Source organism: Legionella parisiensis, assembly GCF_001467945.1.
Taxonomy (GTDB): domain Bacteria; phylum Pseudomonadota; class Gammaproteobacteria; order Legionellales; family Legionellaceae; genus Legionella; species Legionella parisiensis.
This window is the reverse complement of record NZ_LNYQ01000013.1, coordinates 95,502-120,397: the sequence shown is the minus strand read 5'-3', so window position 1 is coordinate 120,397 and position 24,896 is coordinate 95,502. Positions and strand designations below refer to the sequence as shown.

The window sequence follows — 24,896 nt, the reverse complement described above, 5'->3', positions numbered from 1 at the left end:
AGCTATTTTAAGGTACTATGAAAAAGTTTGTTTTTACTAGGGAGATTATTTTGAAAAGGATATGTTTTTTAATGATTTTTTTTGTTTCTCAAGCAATAAGTTCTGTATTTAGTCTTGAGGATGTCCAAAAACTGAGACAGAATTTTTTTGCAAATATTCAATCGAATGGCGCAATAGTTGCCGCTCCCTCCAAACAAAATCCAGATTATTATTATGATTGGATTCGTGACTCTGCAATTGCCATGGGTTTGATTGAAACATGGTATGAATCCTCTCAGGCATTTGGATATAAAGAACGGTTACTTAGCTATGTTGCCTGGACCCAAAAGCTTCAACACCAGCATGCTCCATCGCCAGGTCAAGATATATTAGGAGAGCCCAAATTTTATATTGATGGCTATCCTTTTGAAGGTCCTTGGGGAAGACCTCAAAATGACGGTCCAGCCTTAAGAGCCTCTGTTCTTATCCATTTTGCCCAGCAATTGTTAGATAATAATGAAACAGAATATGTTCAAGACAATCTATATAATAACAATCTGGATCCGCATTCAATGGGTGTAATTAAAATGGATTTGGAATACACTGCGCACCATTGGTCTGATAAAAATTATGATCTTTGGGAAGAGGTTTTTGGACATCATTTTTTTACTGCCATGGCACAACAGAAAGCACTTTTTGAAGGTGCAGCTCTTGCTCGTCGTCTCAATGATAATGAGGCTGCAGTTTATTATGAACAACAAGCAAGGCTAATCAATACTCGCCTGAATCTGCATTTAGATCCAGCTCATAAGACAATTCTAGCAACCCTTTTACCCCATCCTGGTCCCCAAAAAACTTTAGAACTTGATTCCTCAGTCGTTTTAGGCATTTTACTTAACCCACAAAAGAATGGAGATTTGTCTCCGAACAGTACCTACGTCCAAAACACAGTAAAAGCCTTATATGAGCAGTTTGATTCAATGTTCCCGATCAACAATAAGCATTCGGGGGAAATTTTGTTTGGGCGCTATCCGGGGGATACTTATGATGGATATCAAACCAACAGTATAGGCAACCCTTGGTTTATTTTAACTGCCACTATGGCTGAATATTACTACACACTCGCTAATAATTTACCTTCAATAAACCAAAGCGAGATCGCAAAAAACCTTCAAGCTGGAGATAATTACTTAAAACTTGTAAAAAAATATGCTCCGGATATGAAATTAAGCGAACAAATTAATTTAAATACTGGAATACTACAAGGAGCTCCTTCACTTACTTGGAGTTATGTAGCTGTTTTACGTGCTATTGAGCTAAGAGATAAACTAACAAGTAAATTGAGACATTCTTCAATGGAAATTGATAGCTAAGCTCCCTCCTACATGCCGACTGATATGTGATTTGATGATCCCTCGAGCAAAGCAAGATAGAGCCTAACGAATTTCTTACCGCGCTTTATGCGCGGTATCCAGAAAGGGGCTTGATGTACTATCTGTAGTCTATTATGAGGCAAAAGTTACTGGATACCGAGTATAAAACGCGGTACTTGGAGAGGTTTATGCAGTCCATTACATCTTAGGTAGAAGCTAAACAGGATGATTCTTTTTTACCAATGTCTTCAGCAGAGGGTAGCTCTTCACGTCCTAATAACCGTAACGATTTACCAGACATAATGTAGTTCTCTATTTGTTCCAGACTAATGCCTTTTGTCTCTGGCATATAAAAATAAGTATACATGAGTCCTAAAAGACAAATCACTGCATATAAAGCAAAAGTATATTCAATACCCATCATGTTCTCCAAAAGCGGGAAACTAAAAATGACTACAGTATTAAAAGTCCAGTTACTCATTGCAGAGAACCCCATTCCAGCGCCACGCACATGCAAAGGAAATATTTCTGCCATTGCAATATGCGGTATTGGGCCTACACTCACTGCGAAAGAAAAAATATAAAGAATTAAACATGCAACTGACAAAAAAGGAAGCCAAGCAACTTGATATATTGAAAACATACATAGAGCCAGCAAGCTGAAAAACATACCGGAAAAACCATACAGCAATAGCTTACGACGCCCTACTTTATCAACACTAAGTATTGCAATGACAGTCACCAGTAAATTAACCACACCAATGCCAATCGTTGCCAATATTTGCCCTGTAATACTGTCCATCCCTAAGTTTTTAAAAATTTCAGGAGCAAAGTAGATAATTACATTAATTCCACTTAATTGTTGTAAACAAAATAACATAGTACCCAACATCAAAACTGGCAATAAAGGACTCTTAAATAACAACAGCCAAGTCCCCTTTCTGGGCTCATTTGCCAATGTCATTTCAATATCCGTTAACTCATGTTGAATCAAATGACTTTTACGGAGTTTTTTTAAAGCTTTAGATGCCGCATCACGACGACCGACACTGCACAACCATCTCGGGGATTCTGGCATGAGTAAAATTCCAATACTTAAAACCAGAGCTGGGATGGCACTTGAAGCAAACATGGCACGCCAATCATTATTCTCAAGAAACAAATAATTGACTGAATAAGAACAGACGATTCCTACAGTCATTGCCAATTGATAAATAGCAACCACAGCTCCTCTTGTTTCATAAGTTGCCGTTTCAGCCAAATATAAGGGCGCCATGACTGAAGCCATACCAATTGCAAGGCCAAGAACTAATCGTGAGATTACGAGTACAGCAATAGAATCCGCGAACCCAGCTCCTAATGCACCAAAAAAGAACAATATTCCAGAAAAAGACAATAATGTTCGGCGGCCAAAACGTTTGGCTCCCTTTGATGCCGTAACTGCACCAATCAGCATGGAGCCAAAAAGCGCACCAAATGGTAAAGCTGATGCCATTACACCAATATGTGTCGCAGTTAAATTAAAATAATTTTTAACTAATTCCAAAGAGCCAGCAATGATTCCCTCATCATAACCAAACAAAAAACCAGCAATCGACCCAATAATTGCAACAATCCATGTCATATTTTGACTCTCCTTGCTCGAACTCGACATAAAACACACATTTCTGTGAGCTATGCAGTGTATTTTTTCACTTTGTATACTGTGCTTCGATTTCAGTGTTTCAGAAACTCATCTAATCCCATCCTCTTACACTTTGACGCACAGCAAAAGATAAATCAGTAATTAATGACCAATTCCCTTTTTTAGCGGCTTCTTCGGGTACAATCCAAGATCCACCTACACAAGAAACATTCGGAAGGGTCAAGTAATCAGAAAAATTCACTTCATTAATACCGCCAGTTGGACAAAATTTTGCTTGGGGAAATGGTCCATGCATTGCGCGCAACATATTGACTCCCCCTACTGCTGCTGCAGGGAAAAACTTAAAATGGGTATATCCCATAATTAATCCTTCCATTAACTCAGAAACACTGGCTATACCTGGGATTAAAGGAATGCTGGAAGTAAGTCCAGCAGTCAGTAAATCCTGTGTTTTGCCAGGACTTAGTGCGAATTTTGCACCTAGATCCGCAACCTGTTTTAATTGCTCTGGAGTAGTTACAGTACCCACCCCAATTAAAGCATCAGGGAAGGTTTTTATCAGTAATTTAACCGCATCTAAAGCGATTGGTGTTCTCAGTGCAACTTCGATTACATGAATACCTCCTGCAAACAACGCAGTAGCCAAAGGCACAGCATGCTCTATTTCTTTAATTACAACTACCGGAATTACAGGTGATGTACTAAATACGATTTCCGGTTGCACCATCCAGTTTGGAAAAGACATATACCTCTCCTTCTCGTCAACTGCAGTCTGGATAAAAGTCTAACCCAATTAGCTAGCTAATAGCGGGTATCCTTTATTTTTATCTAGACCACGATTGTTTTAAATAAACTGCAGCTCCTAATATCCCTGGCTGCTCGGCAGTAATCACATAAGTCGGGATTTTTGCATTAAACCCTTTAAAACGACCTTTTTCTTCAAAACGCGATCTAAAATCACTACACTCCAGCAATGTAACGAGCCGAGGCACAATACCACCAGCAATATACACCCCACCAAAAGCTGCAAAAACCAATGCCAAATCCCCGGCATAAGATCCCAGAATTGCAAGAAATTGGGCCACTGTTGCTTCGGCGATAGTACATTGTTGTGTTAAGGCCAAAGTAATAATTTGTGACGCAGGTGCATACATTTTTTCTTGCTGATGGAAAGCGCCCAGTGCCTGATATAAATTTTCCAAACCATGGCCTGACAACAAGCGCTCATAGGATACATGATCATATTTTTTTTTCAGATGACAATAAATAAACCACTCCTGCTCTGTTTTCGCACCCCAGCTCATATGCCCACCTTCCCCTGCCTGGGCATAATATCCTTCCTGATTTGAGGCAAGGAATGCAACCCCTAGCCCTGTTCCAGCCCCCAATACTGCCCTTGCACCATTTTTATCTGCAGTACCGCCTCCTATCTGGAGCAGTTGTTGGTCGGATAAGACAGGCAAGCTCATAGCAATCGCATTAAAGTCATTCAAAACCTTAAGTTCAGTCAACCCTAATTTATGCTTTAATTCACTAGTAGAAAAGCGCCAATGTGCGTTAGTCATACAAATAACATCATCAAGCACTGGGCATGCAATAGCCAAAGCGACTTGCTTTATTGCGTCTAATCCGTGTTGAACCTTATAAACTAATAAAACTGATTCAAGACTGTCATATGCGGCACATGAATAAACTTCAATTTTATCCGTTACCAAATTTTCTAAATTAACACGACTGAATCGTGCAAAAGTTCCGCCAATATCAGCAACGATTGCATAAGATTTTAAATCATCAAAAATCATAGCAAGACTCTTTTCCCCGAAACAAGCTACACGCTCCCTGCTCAGCTCCCGTAAACTGTGATCTTAAACTGGTAAACAGTTCTCGGCCAACCCCCAGATGAAACTCCATTTCATTTAAAACAGCGCTGCGTCTTAGCCCTAATTCATAATCAGTGACTAACAATTGCAATACGCCTTGCTCCGCATCAATTAAAATCATATCTCCACTTTCAATACGGCATAGCACTTCATTATCTATTGCCTCAGGCGTAACATGAATCGCTGCAGGAACCTTACCTGAAGCACCGGACATACGTCCATCCGTTACTAAAGCTACCTGGTAGCCTTTATCCATCAGAACCCCGAGTTTGGGGGTTAGTTGATGTAACTCAGGCATTCCACAGGCTTTAGGTCCCTGAAAACGAAGTACAACCACACAATCTTGATTCAAAATACCTTTTTGAAAAAGCTGCTCAAATTCTTCTTGGCTGGAACAAACTACCGCTGGAGCCTTAATCTTACTTTTTCCTGCAGCAAGGCCTGAGGTTTTGATCACTGCACGCCCTATATTTCCGCTTAATACTTGCAAACCACCTTGAGCCTTAAAAGGGGTTTTGGTTGAAGTTAATACCCCCTCATCACTTGAAACAGAGGGTCCAGAAATCCATAGTAGTCGCTCATTATCCAATAAGGGTTGTTGCGTATATCGTTGCAAACCATAGCCTATCACTGTATGCACGTCCTCATGAACTAATTGAGCATCCAGAAGCGCGTGAATAAAATATGCCATTCCTCCCGCTCGTTGAAACTGATTAATGTCTGCATATCCATTGGGATAAATTTTGGCGATTAAAGGAGTTACTGCAGACAATTGAGCAAAATCATCCCAATTGATCGAATAACCCGCCATGGCTGCGACTGCAATTAGGTGCATTGTATGGTTGGTTGAACCACCCGATGCCAGCAATGCGACAATCCCATTAACAATATTTTTAACATCCATCAGCTGACCAATGGGTAGATGCTCTTCACCCAAAGCAGTTAAAGAAAGGATTTGTTGTGCCGCAGCCCGAGTTAGTGCATCGCGCAACGGTGTGTCGGGATTGATAAACGAGGAACCAGGAAGTTGTAACCCCATAGTTTCAATAATTAACTGATTGGAATTCGCCGTACCATAAAAAGTACATGTACCCGGAGAATGGTATGAGGCAGCTTCTGCCGCGAGCAATGCTTTTTTATCTGCTTTTCCTTCGGCATACAATTGTCGGATACGTGCTTTTTCCTGATTTGATATACCCGATGGCATGGGACCTGCGGGAATAAAAATAAACGGTAAATGCCCAAAGCTCAAAGCCGCCATCAATAAACCGGGAACAATTTTATCGCAAATCCCCAGCATGAGACCGCCATCAAACATATTATGCGACAAACCTATAGCCGCTGACATGGCAATTACATCTCGGCTTAACAAGCTTAACTCCATTCCTATTTGGCCTTGAGTAATGCCATCACACATTGCAGGAACACCTCCTGCAAATTGTGCTACACCTCCAGCAGCAGAAATAGCTTCTTTAATTAAGGAAGGGTAATCCCTATAAGGCTGATGTGCCGAAAGCATGTCGTTATAGGCAGAAATAATAGCTATATTTGCTTTGGTCATACCGCTCAGATTTGCTTTCTCCAGCTTCGTACACGCAGCAAAGCCATGTGCTAAATTACCGCAGTGCAGCATACTACGCTGAGGGCCATCCATGCGCAATTTCTCTAGATGTTTCAAGTATGAATCTCTGCTATGCGCGCTACGCTCACGGATACGATCTGTAACCTGAGCTACAACCGGGTGCATATTATTTCCTTAAGGTGCATACATCACCTGAACGTTAGTACTAAAGTTATTTAAAAAAGCACTAACTGGCATAATCATAGGATCGTGCTCTGCCATTGCTCGATGCAATACCGACAATTTTTTCTGACCTAATAAATGAAAAAAAATCTTGTGGCTTTTTAACAGTCTTTTTTTGGACAAACTTATTCGCTGATGGGGAGCAGTCTTCGGACTGACGAGAACTACTGCCGCAGCATGATCATCCATACCTATTGCAAGCTCGTCAGCGCAAGGAAATAAAGATGCAATATGTCCATCCTCCCCCATCCCTAAAACAACCGCATCAAAAGTAGGTAAAGAAGCAATTGTATGTTCTGTCTGCTCCAGAGTATGACCTTCTTTATATAAACTCAAAAAATGAGCTTTAGATGCATGATGCTGGAGTAAAAAATGTCGAACTAACCGTTCATTTCTATCCGGATCATCAATAGGGACACAACGCTCATCAGTTAAAGTTACAGTAATTTTATCCCAGGGGATAGGCGTATTTGCAAGAGCCTTGAATAACTCAATAGGAGTTTTTCCACCTGAAACGGCCAGATAAGCATGATCACGATGTTCTATCGCCGCACAAAGAATCTGCTTTAGCTGACTAACCAGGTCATCGGTTAATAAAGGGGCTTCACTAAAACTACGTAACAGCATTTTGCTCACCCCAAACGTGTGCTTTGCCATTATACAAACGCATTAATTCCAAAGGTCCCCAAGTGCCTGATGGATAAGTATATAGAGGAGTATCTTGTCTTTCCCATGCCTGCTCAATTTCATCGATCCATTTCCACGCTTGCTCTACTTCTTCGCGGCTGACAAAGAGATATTGATGACCTAACATCACCTCCAGCAATAAGCGCTCATATGCATCAGCAATTCGCTGTGAATTGAACAGATGATTGAAATTTAAATCCAACTTACTGTCTCTTAATTGCATGCTTTCACTAAGACCAGGAATTTTATTCATCATTCGCAGTTCAACGCCTTCATCGGGTTGCAAACGGATGATGAGCTGGTTAGGCGAGAGTTCTTGTTTAAATTGTTTAAAAATATTGTAAGGTTGGGACTTAAAGTAAATGACCACCTCACTTTGTTTTTTTGATAATCGCTTCCCTGTTAATAAATAAAAGGGAACTCCAGACCAGCGCCAATTATCTATATATGCTTTAATTGCCACAAAAGTTTCCGTGGTTGACCCTTTTTGTGCGCCCTCTTCATTTAGATATCCAGGTATTTGTTGGCCTTTAATCATACTTCCCACATATTGAGCGCGCACGGTGTGTTCATGAATATGAGTATCAGAAATAGGCCGTAATGACTTTAATACTTTTAACTTTTCACTACGAATACATTCAGCAGATAAGCTCATTGGCGGTTCCATTGCCAAAAGAGACAATATTTGTAATAAATGATTTTGCAGCATATCCCTTACTTGGCCTGATTTATCATAATAAGCCCACCTTCCCTCAACGCCTACCTCTTCTGCAACAGTAATTTCAACCTTATCAATTGCCTGATTATCCCAATTTGAGGAAAAAATCGCATTAGCAAAACGCAGCACTAGAAGATTCAATACGGTTTCCTTACCCAAATAATGATCAATTCGATAAATCTGATCTTCAGCAAAAAAGTGAGCAACCTCATTATTAATTGCAATAGATGAAGGCAAATCATGACCAATTGGTTTTTCTAAAACGACACGTGACGGCTGCTTGGTTAAACCAATGCTTGAAAGACCCTGGCAGGTTTGCGCATACAATGAAGGAGGAATCGCAAAATATGAAATCGTAGTTCGCTCCGCACCATTTACATAATCCATTAATTTTGCATATTCTTCAGGATTTGCAAGATCGATCGGGCAATAGGTCATCCTTTGCACAAGACGTAACCAAACTTGCTCTTCCAGCTCCTCACCAATAAACGTTTGTATTTTAGATTTTATGAACCCAGCGCAGTCCGTTAATGTCAATAGGTCACGTGCACATCCAATAATACGTGTATTGGCGTGAAGCAAATGAGAACGTTCTAGCTGATACAGGGCAGGAAATAATTTACGACAGGATAGATCTCCTAAAGCACCGAATATAATTAAATCACAAGGATACTTTACAGTTACATCTTCGATCATGTTTCTCCTAAACAATCATCTTTTGAGGTCAATACTAAATTGAAAGACAGTACAGATCAACACCAATCAAATTATTGAGAAGCGCAATTTGCATGAACACGTTTAATGTACTCAATTTTAAGGGTGATCATTGCAAAACCTTTTTTTTATGCTATATGAAATAATAAGATAGCCGTTCGCTTCTGCCTGATATCCAATGGCTTTGCTGTGGAGCGATGACTTAGATGAGTAATTTGTATGTACTTACCTTAACTAAATCATTATTAGGAGAAGCAGATGCTTAATAAGAGATTTTCAGAAAGACTTAATAAAGAGCTTGATAATATTGGAGCACCAGAATCGAGCACGGAGCGCATTGAAGTCTTGTCAAAGCTTGTTAAAATTCCCAAATTTAAAGCAGAAGCATTACTTAATGGTGCAACAAGCCCAGATGAAAAGCTGCTCAACGCATTAGCACAAGAATTCGAAGTCAGTGCTGATTGGTTAGTTGGTAAAAGCGATAAAAGCGATTCATCACATTAATAAATATGCTGTTAGCACTCGCATAATATATATATTGACTATAATTAAATCAAAAATAGCAGTAATTTATGGGATATTGTATTATGCAAGCACTAATAGATTCTTCAACCGTAACTTCATTACAGCAACAAATTGGAAAATACGATTCTGAAGGACCATTTCGTATTGGCTTCGAAGCAGAGCACGAGCTATATAAAGGCATAAATGATTATGACGACGTGCATCAGAAGAAAGTTAGAAACTATAAATTAACCTATAAGGAAGAAGACAGTTTTTTTGACTCCATCGATTCGCAATTTTTTAGAAAAAAGTTCATAGAATATATTCAGACGCATCCTTGCCCTGAATACGAAGGAGACCCTGAGGTACGAGCAACCCATCCGGAAGAAGCCACCACAAATATGCTAAAATTTCTTGGTAAACAAGGCCTTGAATTATTTCATTTGGCTTTGGAAGAAGAAATGTATAGCAAAGAATTCAGGGATGCGGTCGTTATTCAATCAACCTCTCATTTTGATGGCCCTAAATGGGAAGAGCGTCCTGTAGTCATCGTTGCCGGCCCATCAGGATCTGGTAAATCATATGCTGCTAAAGCAGCAGTGGACAAAGCGAATCAATTTTTATCAGTTAACTCTAATGATCTCAGTGGAAATTATGTTGTTGCAGCTGATGGAGGAGTTATCCGCGAAGTGTCACAAATGCGCAAGCTCGTTATTCAATTAGCTAATAATCAGGGATATACCGGGATAAAAGATTTACATGATGAGTGTAAAATTTTGGAAAAAGTTAAAAAAAGGGTGCGTAAAGCAGCTTTCCTAACCCCAGACTTAGGGGTAGTGATTCCAGAGACATTTTCCCAATGGAATAATCCGCTGAGCAACATTAAAGGTTTAATGAAAAAAATTGAGCTGCTGGAGAATACAAAACAGATTTTTACGCGTGTAGATGGCAATGACCCCGATAATTTTCGAAAAGTTGTTTCCTTTATGGGCTCCAGAAGAGCTTGGAAAACAAAAGACTTTGACCCTCAAGACTTAGATTTGAATAAAAAGGGACTAGCAGAGTCCAAAGAGTATAACGGTTTTGGATTTTCCTTCGGTGACAGTGGATCAAAAAGTGCAGAAGCTTGGTTTAAGAAACACAGTAAAGACAACCTCCACATGATAATAACCAATGATTTGATCCTGCTAAAACCCGACCCCACGCAACCAGGAAACTGGGTTGCCGCAGAACAAGGCGATGAGGGTGTACGTTTATTCCCTGAGGGCCTTTTTAAGCAATGGGAAAAATTACAACACAAACCTGATCTGCTCGACTATTGTAAATTAAATTCCCAAACTCTAATTGCAACCTCTGCCCACCTAGACTTTGCCATAGCAAAAAATATGGTTGTAGAAAGAATTGGGGCATGTCATAAAAAAATAGAGAAAACAATGATGCAAGAGCCACGTGATGAAGAACGCCTTCGTTATCTAGACGCAAGACTTGGTTTATTAGAAAAACTCGCTCAATTTCCAGCGGAGAAATTAGGAAATTATGATGACATACAGAAAATGAAACATGATATTGAAAATCAAATTCTATTTTTAAAAGAAGAACTTGGAGATACATGGCAAAACATTTTTACTAAAAAAACAGTAAGAGCATTAGATGAATTTACAGCTGCTCTAGATAAAGCTGCTTCTTCTATTGAGAACACCCCAATTTATTATGTAAGTCTTGCAGATACTTCTTCGATCTTTAAAAGTAAATATAACCAAGCTATAAATAAGGATTCCAATGAAGAATTGGGCGACCAAGATGAAGAAGGCACTGGGGCATGTCCAACGACCTAAAACCATTTCTTCTGGAAAACTTCAGGATTTATTATAAATCCTGAAGTGCTTTTACTAAATTATTTATATCCGTTTCATTATTATAATAATGTAGGGAAACCCTGATACCACCATCGCGTTGAGTGACCCAAACGTCATGACTTTCCAAAATTTTCATTACTCTATCCAATTCCTGGAAAGGCCCCAGCTGGATAATGCCAGATCGATATTGTTTCTCAGTATTAGAGACAATGGGAACATTTAGCTGGCGCAATCGTTCAAGCAAATAATCTGTGAGAGAAATAATCCGTTCTGCAATGTTCGTAATGCCGATTTCTTCGATTAAATCAAGCGCTGCATTAAAACCTGAAAAAATAGTCATATTATCCCAGCCTAATTCAAAAACACGAGCAGACTGGTAAAATTGACACTTGCCATCAAAACTCATCGCAGATTGGACACTTCTCCAACCAATTAAAGCGGGTGTTAATTTTTTAAAAAAATCTGGATGAATATAGATAAATGCTATTCCTTCACCACAGCCCATCCACTTATAACATGAGCAAACTAATGCATCAATTCCTTGTTTTTCCACATCTATAGGGAATGCACCGATACCTTGGGTTCCATTAACAATAAGGCGAGCATCTTTTTTTAGTTCCTTAATTTGCTCCAAATTAAGTTTATAGCCATTAGCATAGTGGACATAACTCGCTACGATTGAAGAAAATTTTTCATCGCTTTGTTGTAATTGCTCGGCAATATCTGCAGCTGCATCAGCCCATTTTATTGAATGCCCAGCATTTCCCCAAGGTAAAATAGAAGAAGAAAAATCATTTTTCACAAGCAAAGTTGAATCGTTACGGGGCAAGGAATGTGCTAGTGCATTCATACCAAATGAAACACTGGGAATAAATGCAATATGTTCCTTTTCTGCATTAATTAATCGAGCAATTTTTTCTCGACATGTTTCCATCAACTGAATGTTATCACCAAAAATCCTTCCCCCATTGGAGGCCAACGATTGATAACGCTCATTAACCGCATTAAGTGCTGGCTTTGATAAAGCACCACCCCCAGCAGTCATAAAATAGGTTTGCTGATTTACAACAGGAAACAATTCTCTGTATTTTTCCCAATTTATCATTCTTTATAACCCTTCTTCACAACAATAATTTAACTCTAGGCGGTCTTGAGCCTCTTCTTCACTCATACCATCCAACACATAAAGAGTCCCAGCTTTAGTTTTCGCAATCCCTAATTTATTGGCTAATTGACCTGGCATAAAGACATGTATATGTTCTACAGCAATAGATAATTGCTTTAAAATTTCTGTTTTTAATTGTTGAGTTAATACTGCAACTTGTTCTGAATCCAAATTGTTTAATAATTCAATTCTCAACTCAACGGCACCATTTCTTGTAATAATTTGATAATCACAAGCAATGTCATCGTTTTGAAATAAAATATTTTCAATTTCTATTGGAAAAGCTGTATTTCCTGTAGTTTGACATTGAATTAAATCAGCAGCTCGCCCCATAGCATTGATAACAGGAGTATCGTATTCACAACCACAGCCATGCTGAAGTTTACCAAAATCGCCGGTTTTATAACGTAACAGCGGCATATAGTTTTGATGTGTGTTGGTTAAAACGATATTGCCTAACTCTCCCTCATTTTTTATGGGGGTCTTAAAATCATCTTCTAATAATTCAATAACTAAATAAGGTTTTGAAGGTAAATGATATTGATGCTTACTGCATGACACTAAACCGCCACTATCAAGTTCTGTTAGGCCATAAACTCCATGCACTGTTGCTCCACCATACATTTTACTAATACGGGCAAATTTAGCTTTAGAGATGATTTCCCCAGTTAAAATAATTTTTTTAATTGAGGAAGTTACTGGATCAATACCTTGAGCGCGCATCGCCTCTGCATAGCGAAGTGTTTCCAGTGGACGAGCAATTAATAACTCAGGCTTCATGCGAGCAAAAATGTCCAACATTTTTCTAGGTGAGCATAAATGAGTTTTAACTCCCGTTGGAATGGCCATAATCCCTAATTGATTTAATGCTGCAAAATATTTTAAGCCAATAGGATTCATCTCAAAAGGTAACGCAATGACCGCACTCTTAACTTCAGTTTTATCCAAACCAAGCCATTCATAAATAAAATTCGCAAATTCACGACTACGATCTGCTCCTAAATCAGGAATCACAGGAAAGGGATTACCTGAAGTCCCGCTCGTTTCAAAATATGCAGGAGGTCTTTTAGCAAGAGCTTCGTCAACGAGAACAGAAATTCCCTGATACTTTTTATCAATCGCTGGATAATGATGCAAATCATTTAAGTCAGTAATTTCAGCAGGAAGATTCTTATAGGCGTTTTTATAAAATTCAAAATTTTCCTTTACGTATTGAATCAATTCATTAAATCGATTACACAATACAGTTTGATCATTTTGATTTAAAAATAAACTCGACATATTAACCTCAAAAAATTGAATAAATAACCTCCTTGTTCCATTGAAACATTCAACATTTTTATCTACACCGTTGCTAATGCTTCTTTATCCTTGGCGCCTATACTGTAATTATTTTTGATTTGCATCATTAAGAAATCAGCATATTCCATAGGTGCAAACATTGGTTCTTCCTCAGTATTAACTGGTGCAATAACCGCATGAGGATCGGGTTCAAAGAAGAATGGAATGGAATATCTTTCTTTTCCTGAAATATTAATAACTCGATGAGGAGTTGAAATATATTTACCATTACTAATACGATGCATCATATCCCCAGTATTTAAAATAAAGGCTCCATCTAACGGGGGAACATCTAACCAAGTATCATCACATTGCTTGACTTGTAAGCCACCAACCGAGTCTTGGGCCAACAAAGTCAACGCCCCCCAATCAGTATGGGGAGCAATTCCATATTGATGCTCAGGTATTACTTCGGGTTGAGGAGGATAATACTGAAGACGTAAAAAAGTAGTGGGGTTGATAAAAAATTTATCTAAAGCATAATAATCCTGATTCAATGATAACGCAAAAACACGAATTAAATTACGTATTAGAAGGGAAAGGTTTTCACGATAATGTAGCAATATATGTTTAAAATCCGGTAATAAATGCTCTGAAGGCCATTGATTAGGTCCTGCAAGGTTAATACCGGATTTATAATCTGGATCGGTTTCCAATACTTCATGGCCTAAAATAAAAGCGGCACTTTGATTGGGTATAATGGTTTCACCTAAAGTGGATAATTTAAATCGAGATCCTTTAATAGCCATGTAACCGCGGAAGAATTGATTTTGCTTTATCTTTAATTTTTCTTCTTCAGGTAAATGATGGAACAGTTTTGACTGTTCAAAAATCACATCAAACATATACGGAGAAATGCCATGATTAACAATATATGCGAAGCCAATATTAGTATATACTTCTTCGAACTGCTGAGCTAATGCACGTAAATCATGTACTGAACGAGCAGTAAATAACGCTGAAACATCAATTACTGGGACTTGGCTAACTTTTATCATAAAAATTCCTTAATGATCCAGGGCAAAAATAATTTTTGTAAAAAAAGCATTCCTAGCATTTTGGCATCCTAAAAGGATGCCTCCTGATGTGATTATTTCTTTTTAAAGCGCAGATAAATCCACTGACATTTATCAGAATATTCATCTGTAACAAATAATTCTCGCGTTTTGCCCATGCCCGGAGTCAAAGGTTTAGGATAAATAATATAGTCATACCCCATTTTTGCCCAGAGCGGCATTACAATAGGACATTCCTCTATAAGATAATTCAGTCCATGATTAAATAGCGTACTTGTATCTGTAGAAGGATTAATCAAAGTTAAACGATCAATATAAGTCAACACATTAGTATGAAGAGCAGCTTTATATTCCTCATTTTCATGGTAGGCAGCAAGGATTTGTTCTTTGAGTTCTGCATATTCTTCATGAAATAGAAAATCGTCCCAACGAATAATACTATGCGGAATAGTAAGTTTACTCAGTGCATAAGCACTTCGTTCCAACCAGAGGTCACCTGCTTCTTTAGCAAAGACATAAGCCTTTTCCTCACCCAGTCTGCCATAATGATTATGCTTTTGCAGTGTATCAGCTAATACAATGTCACAGCGTGCAAACGGGTGTTTATTTACTAATTCAATTGTTGCTAGAAACTTCCCTTTTTCATGATACGCCTGTCCAACACTAATAAATAACAGCGCTTTTTTCCCTTCAAAATTCATTTTCTTATTTTCACTTTCGATATCCAGATCGGAATATCTAAATGACGCTTTATGTGTGTTTAACTCCTCCGTGTTGAGTGGAATCCACTGTTCCTCAATTTTATGCTCGACAGAAAACATCTATAGCTTCCTCTTGAAAAAATGTATGTTGAAACAACTCAAATTCGTTAACTCTTTAATTTTAATAAATAAAATCGTCTACTACTTGAGAGTGCGCATGATTATATCAATTATAAGAACTATTTCACTATTTTTTTTTCACTAAACATTAAAAATATTCATTTTGGTATTTACTAATTCAATAAATTTGTTTTTAATGAGCCCGAAATAAACGATTAACTTAAGTGCTATACATATCAGGAACAAAAATGACTCAGCAGATGAATAATCCGTTAAAATGGTACAGCAAGGAGATTAAAGAAGGACCAGCAAACTCACGTGAGCTGTCTGCACCTGAACAACAAATAATCCTGCAGATTCTGGACTTATTGGAAAATAGTGATGTCGCTTGGGATGACAGCACCCTAAAAAATAAGTTAAGGGATAAGTTACGCCCGTTATTTGATGAAATCATGCATGCATTAATCTATGTTCGCGGATTTATCACGTTAAACGGTTTGCCCACTGCGCATGATAAATACAGCACAGATGCAATTAAAAAATTTCTCTTAGCCTTTTGCTCGAATTTTGGTTCGCCTTTAATTCAAAATAAAAATGACGATCTTATCTTTGATGTCAAAAGTATTGAAGGAATGACTTTAGATGCTAGAGACTCACGGGGCCCTTATGTGAAAGAGGCTTTACCCATGCATACCGATGCAGGAGCCATTCTAGGTATGTATTGTCTTGCCTCTGCTGATGTTGGAGGCCATACAATTCTTGCTAGCTCTCGAACCGTTCATGATGAAATCCAAAAAATAAGACCCGATCTTCTTGAGGTATTGTATCGACCGTTCTATGCTGATCGCCGAGGAAATGAGGCTGCGGGTACTCCGCCTTATGACTTGAGTCCTGTCTTTGCCATGCATGGCAAAGAATTGCGCTGCCAATATCATCAACCATTTTATAATGATGCACAAAAAAAATTCCCGGAGCTTCCACGTTTTACTCCGCAACAAATTGAAGCCCTGGAATTATTTGATCAGATTTCACTGCGCGAAGACATTGCATTTGAAACTAAAGTAAAGCCAGGCAGCATTATTTTAATTAATAATGAGGAAATTCTCCATGGAAGAACGACTTTTGACCACCCTGAAAATAAAACCATTCGTTATTTACTAAGGATTTGGTTAAACACCCCTCAAATTAAGCATACATTTCCTAGCTTTTTAGGTTATCCAGGATAAAATTGCATACAACAAGGATGTTGTGTGTATTTTATTATCAAAAGGATTTTATTTCTTGTTTTAAAATAGATATTACTTTACAATTTTTCGGCATATTTTGGCTAAATTTTATCTTTTATAGCTTTTTTTTAAACATAATCACTAGGATGAAACGTGTCTATAACGAGTAAAGTCAATAATTATCAACACAAATGGTATGCTTTTATTGGAATCGCCCTCCTTTCTTTTGGATGTTATCTCGACTATACCGTCGTGAATGTTGCCCTCCCCACAATACAACATGAACTGCAAGCAAATCTAGTCTCAATGCAATGGGTGATGAATATTTACTTTCTAGCGCTATGCGTTTTAGCGACAGTTATGGGAGGCATTGGTGATTTATATGGCCGCCGACGCTGCTTATATCTAGGTGGGGGCATTTTTGTTATTGCGTCCATTATCGCGGGCATTTCTTCCGATATCCATTGGTTAATTTTGGGTCGGTTGCTTCAAGGAGTCGGAGCTGCAATTATCTTCCCTCTAGGTCTTTCGTTACTACCGCAATTTTTTCCAGAAGAAGAACGGGGCAAAGCTGTAGCATGGTTTGGTAGCATAGGTGGTATTGCCTTGGCCTTAGGCCCTCTTTTAGGCGGACTCATTGTTACTTATCTGGGATGGAGATGGATTTTTTTCATTAATATTCCTATCTGCTTATTGGGCTATATATTTTGCTTCAAATCCATTTCCGAATCACAAACCAATACCCAAAAGCTCTCTTTGGATATAAGAGGTATGTTTTTACTTGCATTCACCATGGGCGGCATAGTCCTTGGTTTAATTTATAGCCAAAGCTATGGCTGGACTGCACCTTTGACTTTAATCTGTTTTGCAATAGCCATTATCACAGCTATCTTATTGATTAAAGCCGAAGAGAATCATCCAAATCCACTTATTGATTTTAAAGATTATTCGATCCTACTCTTTTCATCAGGAGCTATTCTCTGCTTTTTAGCGGGAATACTAAGTGCGGTTACTTTATTTTTTGATCCCCAATATTTACAAATTATCAAAGGCCAATCCGCAGAATTATCTGGTTTTGTTTTATTCGCCATCCCCGTCTCTGTCTTTCTAATGGCATTCTTTGTAGGAAAACTGATTAGTCGTCTAGGGTTATTACGTACTATCCTATTAGGGTTGTTCTTGGCTTGTTTCGCCGCGTTATTACAAGTGTTTTTTACTAGCAACATCTCCATCTATTATGTCATTTTCGCTTTTATTTGTCTTGGAAGCATGTGGGCAATGGGTAACACCGTCTCCATTATTGCTGCCCAAACAGCTGTAGGTCCCGCGCGTGCAAGCGCAGCAACAGGTTCTATGGTTACTTTATTTAATATCGGCGGCTCTATAGGCTTAACACTTGCGATTATTATTTATAATTTTATAACTGATAATGTACTCTCCAAATCAATAGGATTAAATGAAACACAAACATCAACTTTAATGGATTTCATCGCTAATCCTACTCATTCACTACAACTTCCCGAAAATGATTTAACTCATCAATTGTTTAATAAAATATTCATGAATGGTTTTATTGGGGTGATGGGGTTTTTATTTATTTCTTCGCTCATTGCTTTCGTAGTAGTTTGGCGAGGTAAACGTGCCGAAAGCAGAATTCAAGTAAATACACTTAACAATGTTAAGCGCAATGGTTCCATCGCTTAATCAATTTTAGCCTGGTTACTTGAAACCAGGCTAAACTCTTTTTCCCGGTTGCAAACAACAGGGGTACATGTGTCTTAAGTTAGACTATTATTTGGGCTTTTTGCATTAACCATGGAATCGATCATTGACGCTAATCGGTTTAGCATGCTTCTCAATATATTCAATAATTTTTCCAGCGATATTAATACCAGTAGCCTTTTCAACCCCTTCAAGTCCAGGTGAAGAATTAATTTCCAAAACCAAAGGCCCATGATTCGAGCGAATTAAATCCACACCAGCAACCCTTAAGCCCATTGTTTTAGCAGCACTTATAGCAATGGCACGCTCTTGTGGCGATAGTTTTACTTTAAGTGCCCTTCCACCCTGGTGGACATTGGCTCGAAATTCTCCTTCTTTTGCTTGACGTTTCACGGCAGCCACTACCTTATCCCCCACAACAAAGCAACGGATATCGACTCCGCGAGATTCCTCAATAAATTCCTGCACTAAAATATTGGCATGCATTTCTTTAAACGCGTTAATAATACTCACCGCTGATTGATGACTATCTGCAAGAATTACCCCTTTGCCTTGTGTTCCTTCCAGTAACTTAATGACTAAAGGCGCACCTCCAACCATGCGTACCAAATCCTCAGTATCATCAGGTGATTGAGCAAAGCTGGTTAAAGGCATCGGAATGCCTTTGCGGGCTAAGAGCTGCAAAGAACGGAATTTATCTCGAGAACGGGCAATCGCTAAAGATTCATTTAAAGGATACATGCCCATCGTTTCCATATGGCGTAACACTGCGGTTCCATAATAAGTATTTGAGGCACCAATTCTTGGAATTACGGCATCGAAATGAGGCAAAGGGGCTCCACCCCGATAATGAACTTTAGGGCAAGAGGCAGCGACGTTCATATAACAATATAAATGATTAATAATTCTAATTTCATGACCAGCAGCCTCCCCCTCTTCTTTAAGACGCTTGTGAGAGTACAAATGTGGGTTGGTGGCCAAAATTGCAATTTTCATGAAAAACGCATTCCTCAACTTTTTTATTTTTATTATTAGAAATTCCTGGACAACGAAAACCTTATTTACAACTGGTTCTTATAAATAAAGCCTAGTCTAAAAAATGGAAAATCACATTGGAAAAAACGAAAATATATTTATAAATAATCCTCTGCATCAAGAAACCAATAACAGGTAATCCTTCGCTAATAAATCAGCATGATGTGGAGTAGTAAAAAATGCATTTAGCTCCCCTTGAGGGTTAAATAGCATTAAAGCACCGCTATGCTGGATATCATAATTTTTTGAATCATTGCCTTTCTCAATTACCTTAGCATAAGCAATACCCATCTCCCGAGTCATCAATTTAATGGATTCTTCATCTCCTCGGGCTCCGTAAAAATCAGGGTGGAATGAAGTTACATAACTGCTTAATTTCTCCTGGTTATCCCGTTCTGGATCGATTGATATCATCACGACGCGAGGTAAATTCTTTACACCTTTATCTTCAAGGAGGTGATACATTTTTGTTAACTCTGCCATGGTAGTTGGGCAAACATAACCACAGCTCGTAAAACCAAAAAAGAGTACAGTCCATTTTCCTTTTAAGCTCTTGTTATCAAATGATTTGGCATCAATTCCTGTCAAACTGAATTGATTAACCGGCCGTGGATTTTCAAGATAGGTACCATGAAAAGTCGAATCATCGATTTTTTTCTTAAAATGGACATGTTGTCCTACAAAAATTCCCGAAAATAATCCCGCAAGAGCTAACAAAATAACCACTGTAAAGGTAACGCTTTTAGCCTTTAAACTCATTTAGCCTCCTCAGAGGAACGGATATGAAATAAGTCTCACAAATCGTTTTTCGCAAGAATATCGACTCACATTGTTCCTGTGAGCTTATTCGATACCGATTCCTTATAAATAATGATCAATCAATAAAAAAACAAACAATAACATCAAATACACTATTGAAAATCTGAATGTTTGCATTGCAACCACAGGCTTGTCTGTCCGATAGAGCTTATGCGACCAAAATAAAAATCTGGTACCAAGCACTAACGCACCAATTAAATAAAATAAACCACTCATACCGATAACAAACGGCAATACACTGACTACCAGTAATAGAATGGTATATAAATAAATATTCAATTTAGTAAACGCAATACCATGGGTTACGGGCAACATTGGAATTTGTGCATGCTGATACTCTTCGTAGCGATAAATAGCCAAAGCCCAAAAATGAGGTGGCGTCCAAATAAAGATAATTAATACCAGCAATAAAGCTTGAGGATCCAACTGATTAGTCACCGCGGTCCAACCAAGCAATGGGGGTGCAGCCCCGGCCAAGCCACCTATGACTATATTTTGTGACGTAGCTCTTTTTAAATAGCCTGTATAAATACCTGCATAGCCGATCAATGTAACGAAAGTCAGCACCGCAGTTAATTGATTAACAAAAACGACTAAAACAGTAAGTCCCAGAGTTCCTATAATTAAAGCAAACAATAAAGCTTGACGCACGGAAACCTGGCCACTGGCAACAGGTCTTTTTTTGGTTCTGGCCATAATGGCATCGATTCGTTTATCCACCAAATGATTAATTGCAGCAGCACTTCCTGCGCATAATCCGATTCCGATTAATGAAAAAAGCAATAAAGACAGCCTAACCCAACCTGGTGTTGCCAAATACATTCCGACAACTACAGTCAATAACATGAGTAATACTACTCGCGGCTTACATAACTGAAGGTAATCACGCCAAGCAGCTGAAGAAGATTGAACTACCTGATCAGCGTGCATCATTTTGCCCCTTACGCGTAAAATGCAGTGTACTAAATAGTGTTGCTAATAATAGAGCAGCAATCCCATTATGAGCTACAGCGACACCAATTGGGAGTAAATAAACTACATTCAAGATACCTAAAGTAAATTGAACCAACACGAGTAATAACAGCACTGCTGCTGCGGTTTTAAGATAATTAAAATTGCTTCTTAATAAGATCGATAACGTGAGTATAAGCATATAAACTGCTGTGATTATTGCTCCCAATCGGTGAATGAATTGAATCGTTACTCGGACCTCATGATCAAGTAAACCACCTTGATAATTAGCTCCTACCGGTGAAAATAAATTAAATCCTTGTGCAAAATGCAAATCCGGCAGCCATACTCCATTGCACATAGGAAAACCAATGCATGAAATTCCTGCATAGTTAGAGCTTACCCAACCGCCTAAAGCAATTTGCAGAAAAACGATAATCACCCCAAGTCGCAACCAAAAACGCCATTGTGGTAACTCTTCCCGTTTGAGTGAACTGATTTGCAAGCGAAAACGGCTCAAACAGGAAACGATAAGCATCCCACCTAAAAGATGTCCCATAACGACAACCGGCAAGAGTTTTAAGGTTACTGTCCACATACCCAAAGCGGCTTGAAACAAAACCAGTATGATTAATGCTACAGGCAAATGCCAAGGCAAATCATTACCCTGTACCCGCTTACGCACCACATAAAAACAAATAAAAAAGATTAACAATGCTAAAGAACCGGCAGCATAACGATGAACCATCTCCGTCCATGCTTTTCTAGACTCAATAGGAATTTGGGGATATTGAGTCTGTGCAGCCTGCAATTTTTCTTTGGCGCTGGGAAGGACCATCTGGCCATAACAACCAGGCCAATCAGGACAACCCAAGCCCGCATCCGTCAAGCGCGTATAAGCGCCCAGCATGACAACAAATAAAGATAAAAGCACAGCAAATGATACTGCGTAGCGTAATAATTTATTCTGCATCAGACTAATCACTCTTGTTTTCGGTTGTATTGAGCAACAACTTCAAATCTTTGTACACATCCTCAGGGTTAGCCTGAGATGCATAACTAAGAATTAAATAATTACCTGGATCAGCGATGAATACTTTGGCTTCAGACAATAAAGTATCTTTAGCAATAAAGTCCGCAGGTAATTTCGCCACTTTAAAATCGACTTCTTTTAAAAAGGCTTGTTGTTCTTGCGATAAAGGAGGTGCTTTATCGCTCAGAAGAAGCCACTGGTCTACCTGATACAATTTACGCCCTAATGCCAGGCGGATTCGAGCTAGGACATCCAGATGTTTCAAACATACTTGGTCACAAGCGACTGGACTCCAAAAAATGAGCCGCCACTTGGGCTTGTCATCCAAAACATCCAGCATTATTGGTGGATTCAGCAAATCCCCCTTATTGACCCGTGAAGATCCCAACCAGGAAGGATGCTGGTAAAATAGATATGCAGCTATTCCAGGAGTGAGAAATATTATAACCAACAACAATAAAATATAATATTTACTAGCTTGTTTTCTCATTTTTTTTCTTCAGATTTAATACTACAAATATAATTAGTACCACCAATGCCATAACAAACCACTGCAAAGCATAAGCTAAATGCCGCTGTGGCGGCATGGATACCGTTTCCCACTCACGCACAAATCCATTTGCATCTTGCTTGTCGAGGCGCATAATAAACGGAGAGACCGATTTTTGCAAAATTTGACTTATCAATTGATCATCCACACGTTCCACAATAATTATTTTATTCCCTCTTTCTTCTAAAGCAGGCCCCAAGACCCATTGATTTTTACTTGGAAAGTATACTGAGCCCTGCAATTCTAGCATTCCTTTGGGAAACTGGATGTTTGGGAGAACGCGACGTGTCAACTCTCCGGGAACCCAGCCTCTGTCTATAATAATGATAGAGCCATCAGATAACTCCAAAGGTGATAATACATTGTAACCAAATTGATGATTATGATGCTGGTTATCCAGTAAAAAAACCTGAGGTAAATACCTACCTTTGAGTACAATGCGTTCATATTGCAAAGGCAATTTTTCCTTTGTAGTCCAAGGAACTGGTTTTTGCATCTCTTGTGTCTTTTGTGCAACAATCATTTTTGTTTTTTCATCAGCACGATAAATTTGCCAAAAGCCAAGACGCACAAATAGGGCAAAAAATAAGACCGCGAGCATCAACATTGGCCAGCTTGGGGTGAAACGAAATTTAAAACAGGTTAAACTAGGCATCATTATTAATTGTTCAAATGTTAGTCATGATAAGACAGCAATTTGAGGAGTATAACAAATGATCACTAAAATTATCATCATCTGTGTCATGATTATCATCGCCGGCTCTTTAGCAAGCGGTCTTTTTTTTCTTATTCGAGACTCAGGCGACTCCAAACGCACTGTTAAAGCCTTAACTATAAGAATAACTATTTCACTGAGTTTATTTATATTTTTATTAATTGCTTTTAAACTGGGTCTAATTAAACCACATGGCATTTAATTAACGTAAGTTCGAAATAAAAAGTTTTTACTTTTTATTTTGCTAAACGAACGTTATCCCGTAAATATGCGAAGCATTTTATACGGGATACATTATAATTTACCCTGACTTTAAGGATATAATATGCGTATCTTGTTAATCAGTTTTCTATTTTTCTGTAATTGGATACATGCTGACACGATAAAGAACTATATGAATATTGCCGATAATATTCCACAGATGGAAGTTAAAGCAGATCATCAGGCACAAGCATGGGCACGCTCAGCCCGCCATGTTTTAACCATAACTTGCGAAAGTATTGCAGAAACAATGATTCATGCAAATGAAATGGCAAAAAATCAAGGTAATCCTATGTTTTGCTTGCCAGCAGGAGTACAGCTCAACGCCGCCACCCTTTGCGAGTTGATTCAGCAAACTTATAAGGAATTATCAAGCCAACAAAGCGATAAAGATTCCATGACTGTTTCACAAGTAGCCTGGTTAGGTGCGAATAAACATTACCCCTGCCAACAAAATAAAAATGTGCTATCACATGTTTCTGCGGCATTTGGACCAGCTTCAGGACAACATTGATCGTCATGTAGGCTTTATTTTCACATCTTGCGTTAAAATTGGAACATTCTGAGTCATAGCCTGGACTCTACTTCGCTAACACCTCCAGGCTATACCACATTAAGTCAATTTATTTACTAAATTCTTCAAAAGCTTCTAAAGCTTCAGCGGCATACATTAAAGATGGCCCCCCCCCCATATATACAGCCATACCCAGGGTTTCTAAAAGTTCTTCGCGTGTTGTTTCTAACTTGATTAATGTTTGAGAATGAAATCCGATGCAGCCAGGGCATTGTTTGGCTACAGCTAATGCCATAGCAATTAATTCTTTGGTTTTTTTATCTAATACACCGTCTTTACTCGCTGCTTGGGCTATCGCTGAAAATCCAGACATTACCTCTGGCATTTCCTTACGCATTTTAGCTAATTGGGTACTAATATCTTTAGTGATCCGAGAAAATTTATCTGACATTTAAGAAAGCTCCTTTTAAAACCACTTATTTATATTTCATCTTTCTTGTTATTCTTAAGACAACAAGTAAATGGTTTGGTTTGAGTAATTATTGTTATAAATACCGAGAAATCACT

24 protein-coding genes are annotated in these 24,896 nt (G+C 38.5%); 7 read left to right on the top strand and 17 right to left on the bottom strand.

Going from position 1 to position 24,896, the window contains the following annotated elements; translation table 11 throughout:
• Nucleotides 1-71: 71 nt before the first annotated feature.
• Entirely contained in the window at nucleotides 72-1,352 is a 1,281-nt protein-coding gene (locus Lpar_RS06565; RefSeq protein ID WP_058517191.1) for a glycoside hydrolase family 15 protein, read from the top strand.
• Between the two features lie 205 nt (nucleotides 1,353-1,557).
• Here the strand turns inward: Lpar_RS06565 and Lpar_RS06560 are convergent, their stop codons facing one another.
• From Lpar_RS06560 to zwf, 6 genes are all read right to left on the bottom strand, one after another.
• A complete protein-coding gene (locus Lpar_RS06560) occupies nucleotides 1,558-3,006 on the bottom strand; it encodes a sugar porter family MFS transporter (protein WP_082650347.1) in 1,449 nt (482 codons plus the stop codon).
• 82 nt (nucleotides 3,007-3,088) lie between these two features.
• On the bottom strand, nucleotides 3,089-3,742 hold the full coding sequence (locus Lpar_RS06555) for a bifunctional 4-hydroxy-2-oxoglutarate aldolase/2-dehydro-3-deoxy-phosphogluconate aldolase (protein ID WP_058517189.1): 654 nt from the start codon (nucleotides 3,740-3,742) through the stop codon (nucleotides 3,089-3,091).
• A gap of 79 nt (nucleotides 3,743-3,821) precedes the next feature.
• Nucleotides 3,822-4,799, bottom strand: coding sequence for a glucokinase (gene glk / locus Lpar_RS06550; RefSeq protein ID WP_058517188.1), 978 nt, complete (start codon nucleotides 4,797-4,799; stop codon nucleotides 3,822-3,824).
• Nucleotides 4,789-6,624 carry a phosphogluconate dehydratase gene (gene edd, locus Lpar_RS06545; protein WP_058517187.1) on the bottom strand — a complete coding sequence of 612 codons (1,836 nt, stop codon included), beginning with the start codon at nucleotides 6,622-6,624 and terminating at the stop codon, nucleotides 4,789-4,791. Before edd ends, glk begins: the two co-directional genes overlap by 11 nt.
• A gap of 9 nt (nucleotides 6,625-6,633) precedes the next feature.
• Nucleotides 6,634-7,308, bottom strand: a complete 675-nt coding sequence (pgl, locus tag Lpar_RS06540) for a 6-phosphogluconolactonase (RefSeq protein ID WP_058517186.1) — start codon at nucleotides 7,306-7,308, stop codon at nucleotides 6,634-6,636.
• Nucleotides 7,295-8,782 (bottom strand): glucose-6-phosphate dehydrogenase, encoded by a 1,488-nt coding sequence (zwf, locus tag Lpar_RS06535; RefSeq protein WP_058517185.1) that lies wholly within the window; start codon nucleotides 8,780-8,782, stop codon nucleotides 7,295-7,297. Before zwf ends, pgl begins: the two co-directional genes overlap by 14 nt.
• A gap of 276 nt (nucleotides 8,783-9,058) precedes the next feature.
• Here zwf and Lpar_RS06530 point away from each other — a divergent pair, with 276 nt between their 5' ends.
• The gene (locus tag Lpar_RS06530; protein ID WP_058517184.1) at nucleotides 9,059-9,304 is read left to right on the top strand and encodes a hypothetical protein; all 246 of its coding nucleotides are present in this window, start codon (nucleotides 9,059-9,061) and stop codon (nucleotides 9,302-9,304) included.
• A gap of 401 nt (nucleotides 9,305-9,705) precedes the next feature.
• Nucleotides 9,706-11,139, top strand: a complete 1,434-nt coding sequence (locus Lpar_RS06525; protein ID WP_193392448.1) for a P-loop NTPase family protein — start codon at nucleotides 9,706-9,708, stop codon at nucleotides 11,137-11,139.
• Between the two features lie 31 nt (nucleotides 11,140-11,170).
• Here Lpar_RS06525 and Lpar_RS06520 read toward each other — a convergent pair whose 3' ends face one another.
• The 4 genes from Lpar_RS06520 to Lpar_RS06505 all read right to left on the bottom strand — a co-directional run bounded on the left by Lpar_RS06520 (nucleotide 11,171) and on the right by Lpar_RS06505 (nucleotide 15,503).
• Nucleotides 11,171-12,265: an aminotransferase class V-fold PLP-dependent enzyme gene (locus tag Lpar_RS06520; RefSeq protein WP_058517182.1), complete on the bottom strand. Its 1,095-nt coding sequence runs from the start codon at nucleotides 12,263-12,265 to the stop codon at nucleotides 11,171-11,173.
• A 3-nt stretch (nucleotides 12,266-12,268) separates the two neighbouring features.
• Entirely contained in the window at nucleotides 12,269-13,606 is a 1,338-nt protein-coding gene (locus Lpar_RS06515; RefSeq protein WP_058517181.1) for a phenylacetate--CoA ligase family protein, read from the bottom strand.
• Nucleotides 13,607-13,668: 62 nt separating this feature from the next.
• Nucleotides 13,669-14,664 carry an isopenicillin N synthase family dioxygenase gene (locus Lpar_RS06510; RefSeq protein ID WP_058517180.1) on the bottom strand — a complete coding sequence of 332 codons (996 nt, stop codon included), beginning with the start codon at nucleotides 14,662-14,664 and terminating at the stop codon, nucleotides 13,669-13,671.
• Between the two features lie 92 nt (nucleotides 14,665-14,756).
• The gene (locus Lpar_RS06505) at nucleotides 14,757-15,503 is read right to left on the bottom strand and encodes a tRNA-dependent cyclodipeptide synthase (RefSeq protein ID WP_082650346.1); all 747 of its coding nucleotides are present in this window, start codon (nucleotides 15,501-15,503) and stop codon (nucleotides 14,757-14,759) included.
• A 248-nt stretch (nucleotides 15,504-15,751) separates the two neighbouring features.
• On the opposite strand from Lpar_RS06505, the gene Lpar_RS06500 reads away from it, so the two are divergent.
• Nucleotides 15,752-16,729 (top strand): TauD/TfdA family dioxygenase, encoded by a 978-nt coding sequence (locus tag Lpar_RS06500; protein WP_058517179.1) that lies wholly within the window; start codon nucleotides 15,752-15,754, stop codon nucleotides 16,727-16,729.
• A gap of 153 nt (nucleotides 16,730-16,882) precedes the next feature.
• Complete coding sequence (locus Lpar_RS06495; protein WP_058517178.1) at nucleotides 16,883-18,433, top strand: MFS transporter; 1,551 nt, start codon at nucleotides 16,883-16,885, stop codon at nucleotides 18,431-18,433.
• A gap of 105 nt (nucleotides 18,434-18,538) precedes the next feature.
• On the opposite strand, the gene rimK is transcribed toward Lpar_RS06495, so the two are convergent.
• The 6 genes from rimK to Lpar_RS06465 form a co-directional block, all read right to left on the bottom strand.
• The gene (gene rimK / locus Lpar_RS06490) at nucleotides 18,539-19,447 is read right to left on the bottom strand and encodes a 30S ribosomal protein S6--L-glutamate ligase (RefSeq protein WP_058517177.1); all 909 of its coding nucleotides are present in this window, start codon (nucleotides 19,445-19,447) and stop codon (nucleotides 18,539-18,541) included.
• Between the two features lie 156 nt (nucleotides 19,448-19,603).
• Nucleotides 19,604-20,245: an SCO family protein gene (locus Lpar_RS06485; protein WP_058517176.1), complete on the bottom strand. Its 642-nt coding sequence runs from the start codon at nucleotides 20,243-20,245 to the stop codon at nucleotides 19,604-19,606.
• Nucleotides 20,246-20,347: 102 nt separating this feature from the next.
• Nucleotides 20,348-21,235, bottom strand: a complete 888-nt coding sequence (cyoE, locus tag Lpar_RS06480) for a heme o synthase (RefSeq protein WP_058517175.1) — start codon at nucleotides 21,233-21,235, stop codon at nucleotides 20,348-20,350.
• Nucleotides 21,225-22,229: a COX15/CtaA family protein gene (locus tag Lpar_RS06475; RefSeq protein ID WP_172465778.1), complete on the bottom strand. Its 1,005-nt coding sequence runs from the start codon at nucleotides 22,227-22,229 to the stop codon at nucleotides 21,225-21,227. The genes cyoE and Lpar_RS06475 overlap by 11 nt, the downstream gene beginning before the upstream one ends.
• Nucleotides 22,230-22,233: 4 nt before the next feature.
• On the bottom strand, nucleotides 22,234-22,779 hold the full coding sequence (locus tag Lpar_RS06470; RefSeq protein WP_058517173.1) for a hypothetical protein: 546 nt from the start codon (nucleotides 22,777-22,779) through the stop codon (nucleotides 22,234-22,236).
• The gene (locus tag Lpar_RS06465) at nucleotides 22,763-23,494 is read right to left on the bottom strand and encodes an SURF1 family protein (RefSeq protein WP_172465801.1); all 732 of its coding nucleotides are present in this window, start codon (nucleotides 23,492-23,494) and stop codon (nucleotides 22,763-22,765) included. Before Lpar_RS06465 ends, Lpar_RS06470 begins: the two co-directional genes overlap by 17 nt.
• A 58-nt stretch (nucleotides 23,495-23,552) precedes the next feature.
• Between Lpar_RS06465 and Lpar_RS06460 the strand changes: the two genes are divergently transcribed.
• Entirely contained in the window at nucleotides 23,553-23,756 is a 204-nt protein-coding gene (locus Lpar_RS06460; RefSeq protein ID WP_058517171.1) for a twin transmembrane helix small protein, read from the top strand.
• A gap of 123 nt (nucleotides 23,757-23,879) precedes the next feature.
• Nucleotides 23,880-24,329 (top strand): hypothetical protein, encoded by a 450-nt coding sequence (locus tag Lpar_RS06455; RefSeq protein ID WP_058517170.1) that lies wholly within the window; start codon nucleotides 23,880-23,882, stop codon nucleotides 24,327-24,329.
• 109 nt (nucleotides 24,330-24,438) lie between these two features.
• Here the strand turns inward: Lpar_RS06455 and Lpar_RS06450 are convergent, their stop codons facing one another.
• A complete protein-coding gene (locus tag Lpar_RS06450) occupies nucleotides 24,439-24,780 on the bottom strand; it encodes a carboxymuconolactone decarboxylase family protein (RefSeq protein ID WP_058517169.1) in 342 nt (113 codons plus the stop codon).
• Nucleotides 24,781-24,896 lie beyond the last annotated feature (116 nt).

What these genes read in the sequence shown, in the direction of transcription:
- Lpar_RS06565 (WP_058517191.1), top strand. Translation starts at nt 72, where the DNA reads ATGATTTTTTTTGTTTCTCAAGCAATAAGTTCTGTATTTAGTCTTGAG.
- Lpar_RS06560 (WP_082650347.1), bottom strand. Translation starts at nt 3,006, where the DNA reads ATGTCGAGTTCGAGCAAGGAGAGTCAAAATATGACATGGATTGTTGCA.
- Lpar_RS06555 (WP_058517189.1), bottom strand. Translation starts at nt 3,742, where the DNA reads ATGTCTTTTCCAAACTGGATGGTGCAACCGGAAATCGTATTTAGTACA.
- glk (WP_058517188.1), bottom strand. Translation starts at nt 4,799, where the DNA reads ATGATTTTTGATGATTTAAAATCTTATGCAATCGTTGCTGATATTGGC.
- edd (WP_058517187.1), bottom strand. Translation starts at nt 6,624, where the DNA reads ATGCACCCGGTTGTAGCTCAGGTTACAGATCGTATCCGTGAGCGTAGC.
- pgl (WP_058517186.1), bottom strand. Translation starts at nt 7,308, where the DNA reads ATGCTGTTACGTAGTTTTAGTGAAGCCCCTTTATTAACCGATGACCTG.
- zwf (WP_058517185.1), bottom strand. Translation starts at nt 8,782, where the DNA reads ATGATCGAAGATGTAACTGTAAAGTATCCTTGTGATTTAATTATATTC.
- Lpar_RS06530 (WP_058517184.1), top strand. Translation starts at nt 9,059, where the DNA reads ATGCTTAATAAGAGATTTTCAGAAAGACTTAATAAAGAGCTTGATAAT.
- Lpar_RS06525 (WP_193392448.1), top strand. Translation starts at nt 9,706, where the DNA reads ATGCTAAAATTTCTTGGTAAACAAGGCCTTGAATTATTTCATTTGGCT.
- Lpar_RS06520 (WP_058517182.1), bottom strand. Translation starts at nt 12,265, where the DNA reads ATGATAAATTGGGAAAAATACAGAGAATTGTTTCCTGTTGTAAATCAG.
- Lpar_RS06515 (WP_058517181.1), bottom strand. Translation starts at nt 13,606, where the DNA reads ATGTCGAGTTTATTTTTAAATCAAAATGATCAAACTGTATTGTGTAAT.
- Lpar_RS06510 (WP_058517180.1), bottom strand. Translation starts at nt 14,664, where the DNA reads ATGATAAAAGTTAGCCAAGTCCCAGTAATTGATGTTTCAGCGTTATTT.
- Lpar_RS06505 (WP_082650346.1), bottom strand. Translation starts at nt 15,503, where the DNA reads ATGTTTTCTGTCGAGCATAAAATTGAGGAACAGTGGATTCCACTCAAC.
- Lpar_RS06500 (WP_058517179.1), top strand. Translation starts at nt 15,752, where the DNA reads ATGACTCAGCAGATGAATAATCCGTTAAAATGGTACAGCAAGGAGATT.
- rimK (WP_058517177.1), bottom strand. Translation starts at nt 19,447, where the DNA reads ATGAAAATTGCAATTTTGGCCACCAACCCACATTTGTACTCTCACAAG.
- Lpar_RS06485 (WP_058517176.1), bottom strand. Translation starts at nt 20,245, where the DNA reads ATGAGTTTAAAGGCTAAAAGCGTTACCTTTACAGTGGTTATTTTGTTA.
- cyoE (WP_058517175.1), bottom strand. Translation starts at nt 21,235, where the DNA reads ATGCACGCTGATCAGGTAGTTCAATCTTCTTCAGCTGCTTGGCGTGAT.
- Lpar_RS06475 (WP_172465778.1), bottom strand. Translation starts at nt 22,229, where the DNA reads ATGCAGAATAAATTATTACGCTACGCAGTATCATTTGCTGTGCTTTTA.
- Lpar_RS06470 (WP_058517173.1), bottom strand. Translation starts at nt 22,779, where the DNA reads ATGAGAAAACAAGCTAGTAAATATTATATTTTATTGTTGTTGGTTATA.
- Lpar_RS06465 (WP_172465801.1), bottom strand. Translation starts at nt 23,494, where the DNA reads ATGCCTAGTTTAACCTGTTTTAAATTTCGTTTCACCCCAAGCTGGCCA.
- Lpar_RS06460 (WP_058517171.1), top strand. Translation starts at nt 23,553, where the DNA reads ATGATCACTAAAATTATCATCATCTGTGTCATGATTATCATCGCCGGC.
- Lpar_RS06455 (WP_058517170.1), top strand. Translation starts at nt 23,880, where the DNA reads ATGCGTATCTTGTTAATCAGTTTTCTATTTTTCTGTAATTGGATACAT.
- Lpar_RS06450 (WP_058517169.1), bottom strand. Translation starts at nt 24,780, where the DNA reads ATGTCAGATAAATTTTCTCGGATCACTAAAGATATTAGTACCCAATTA.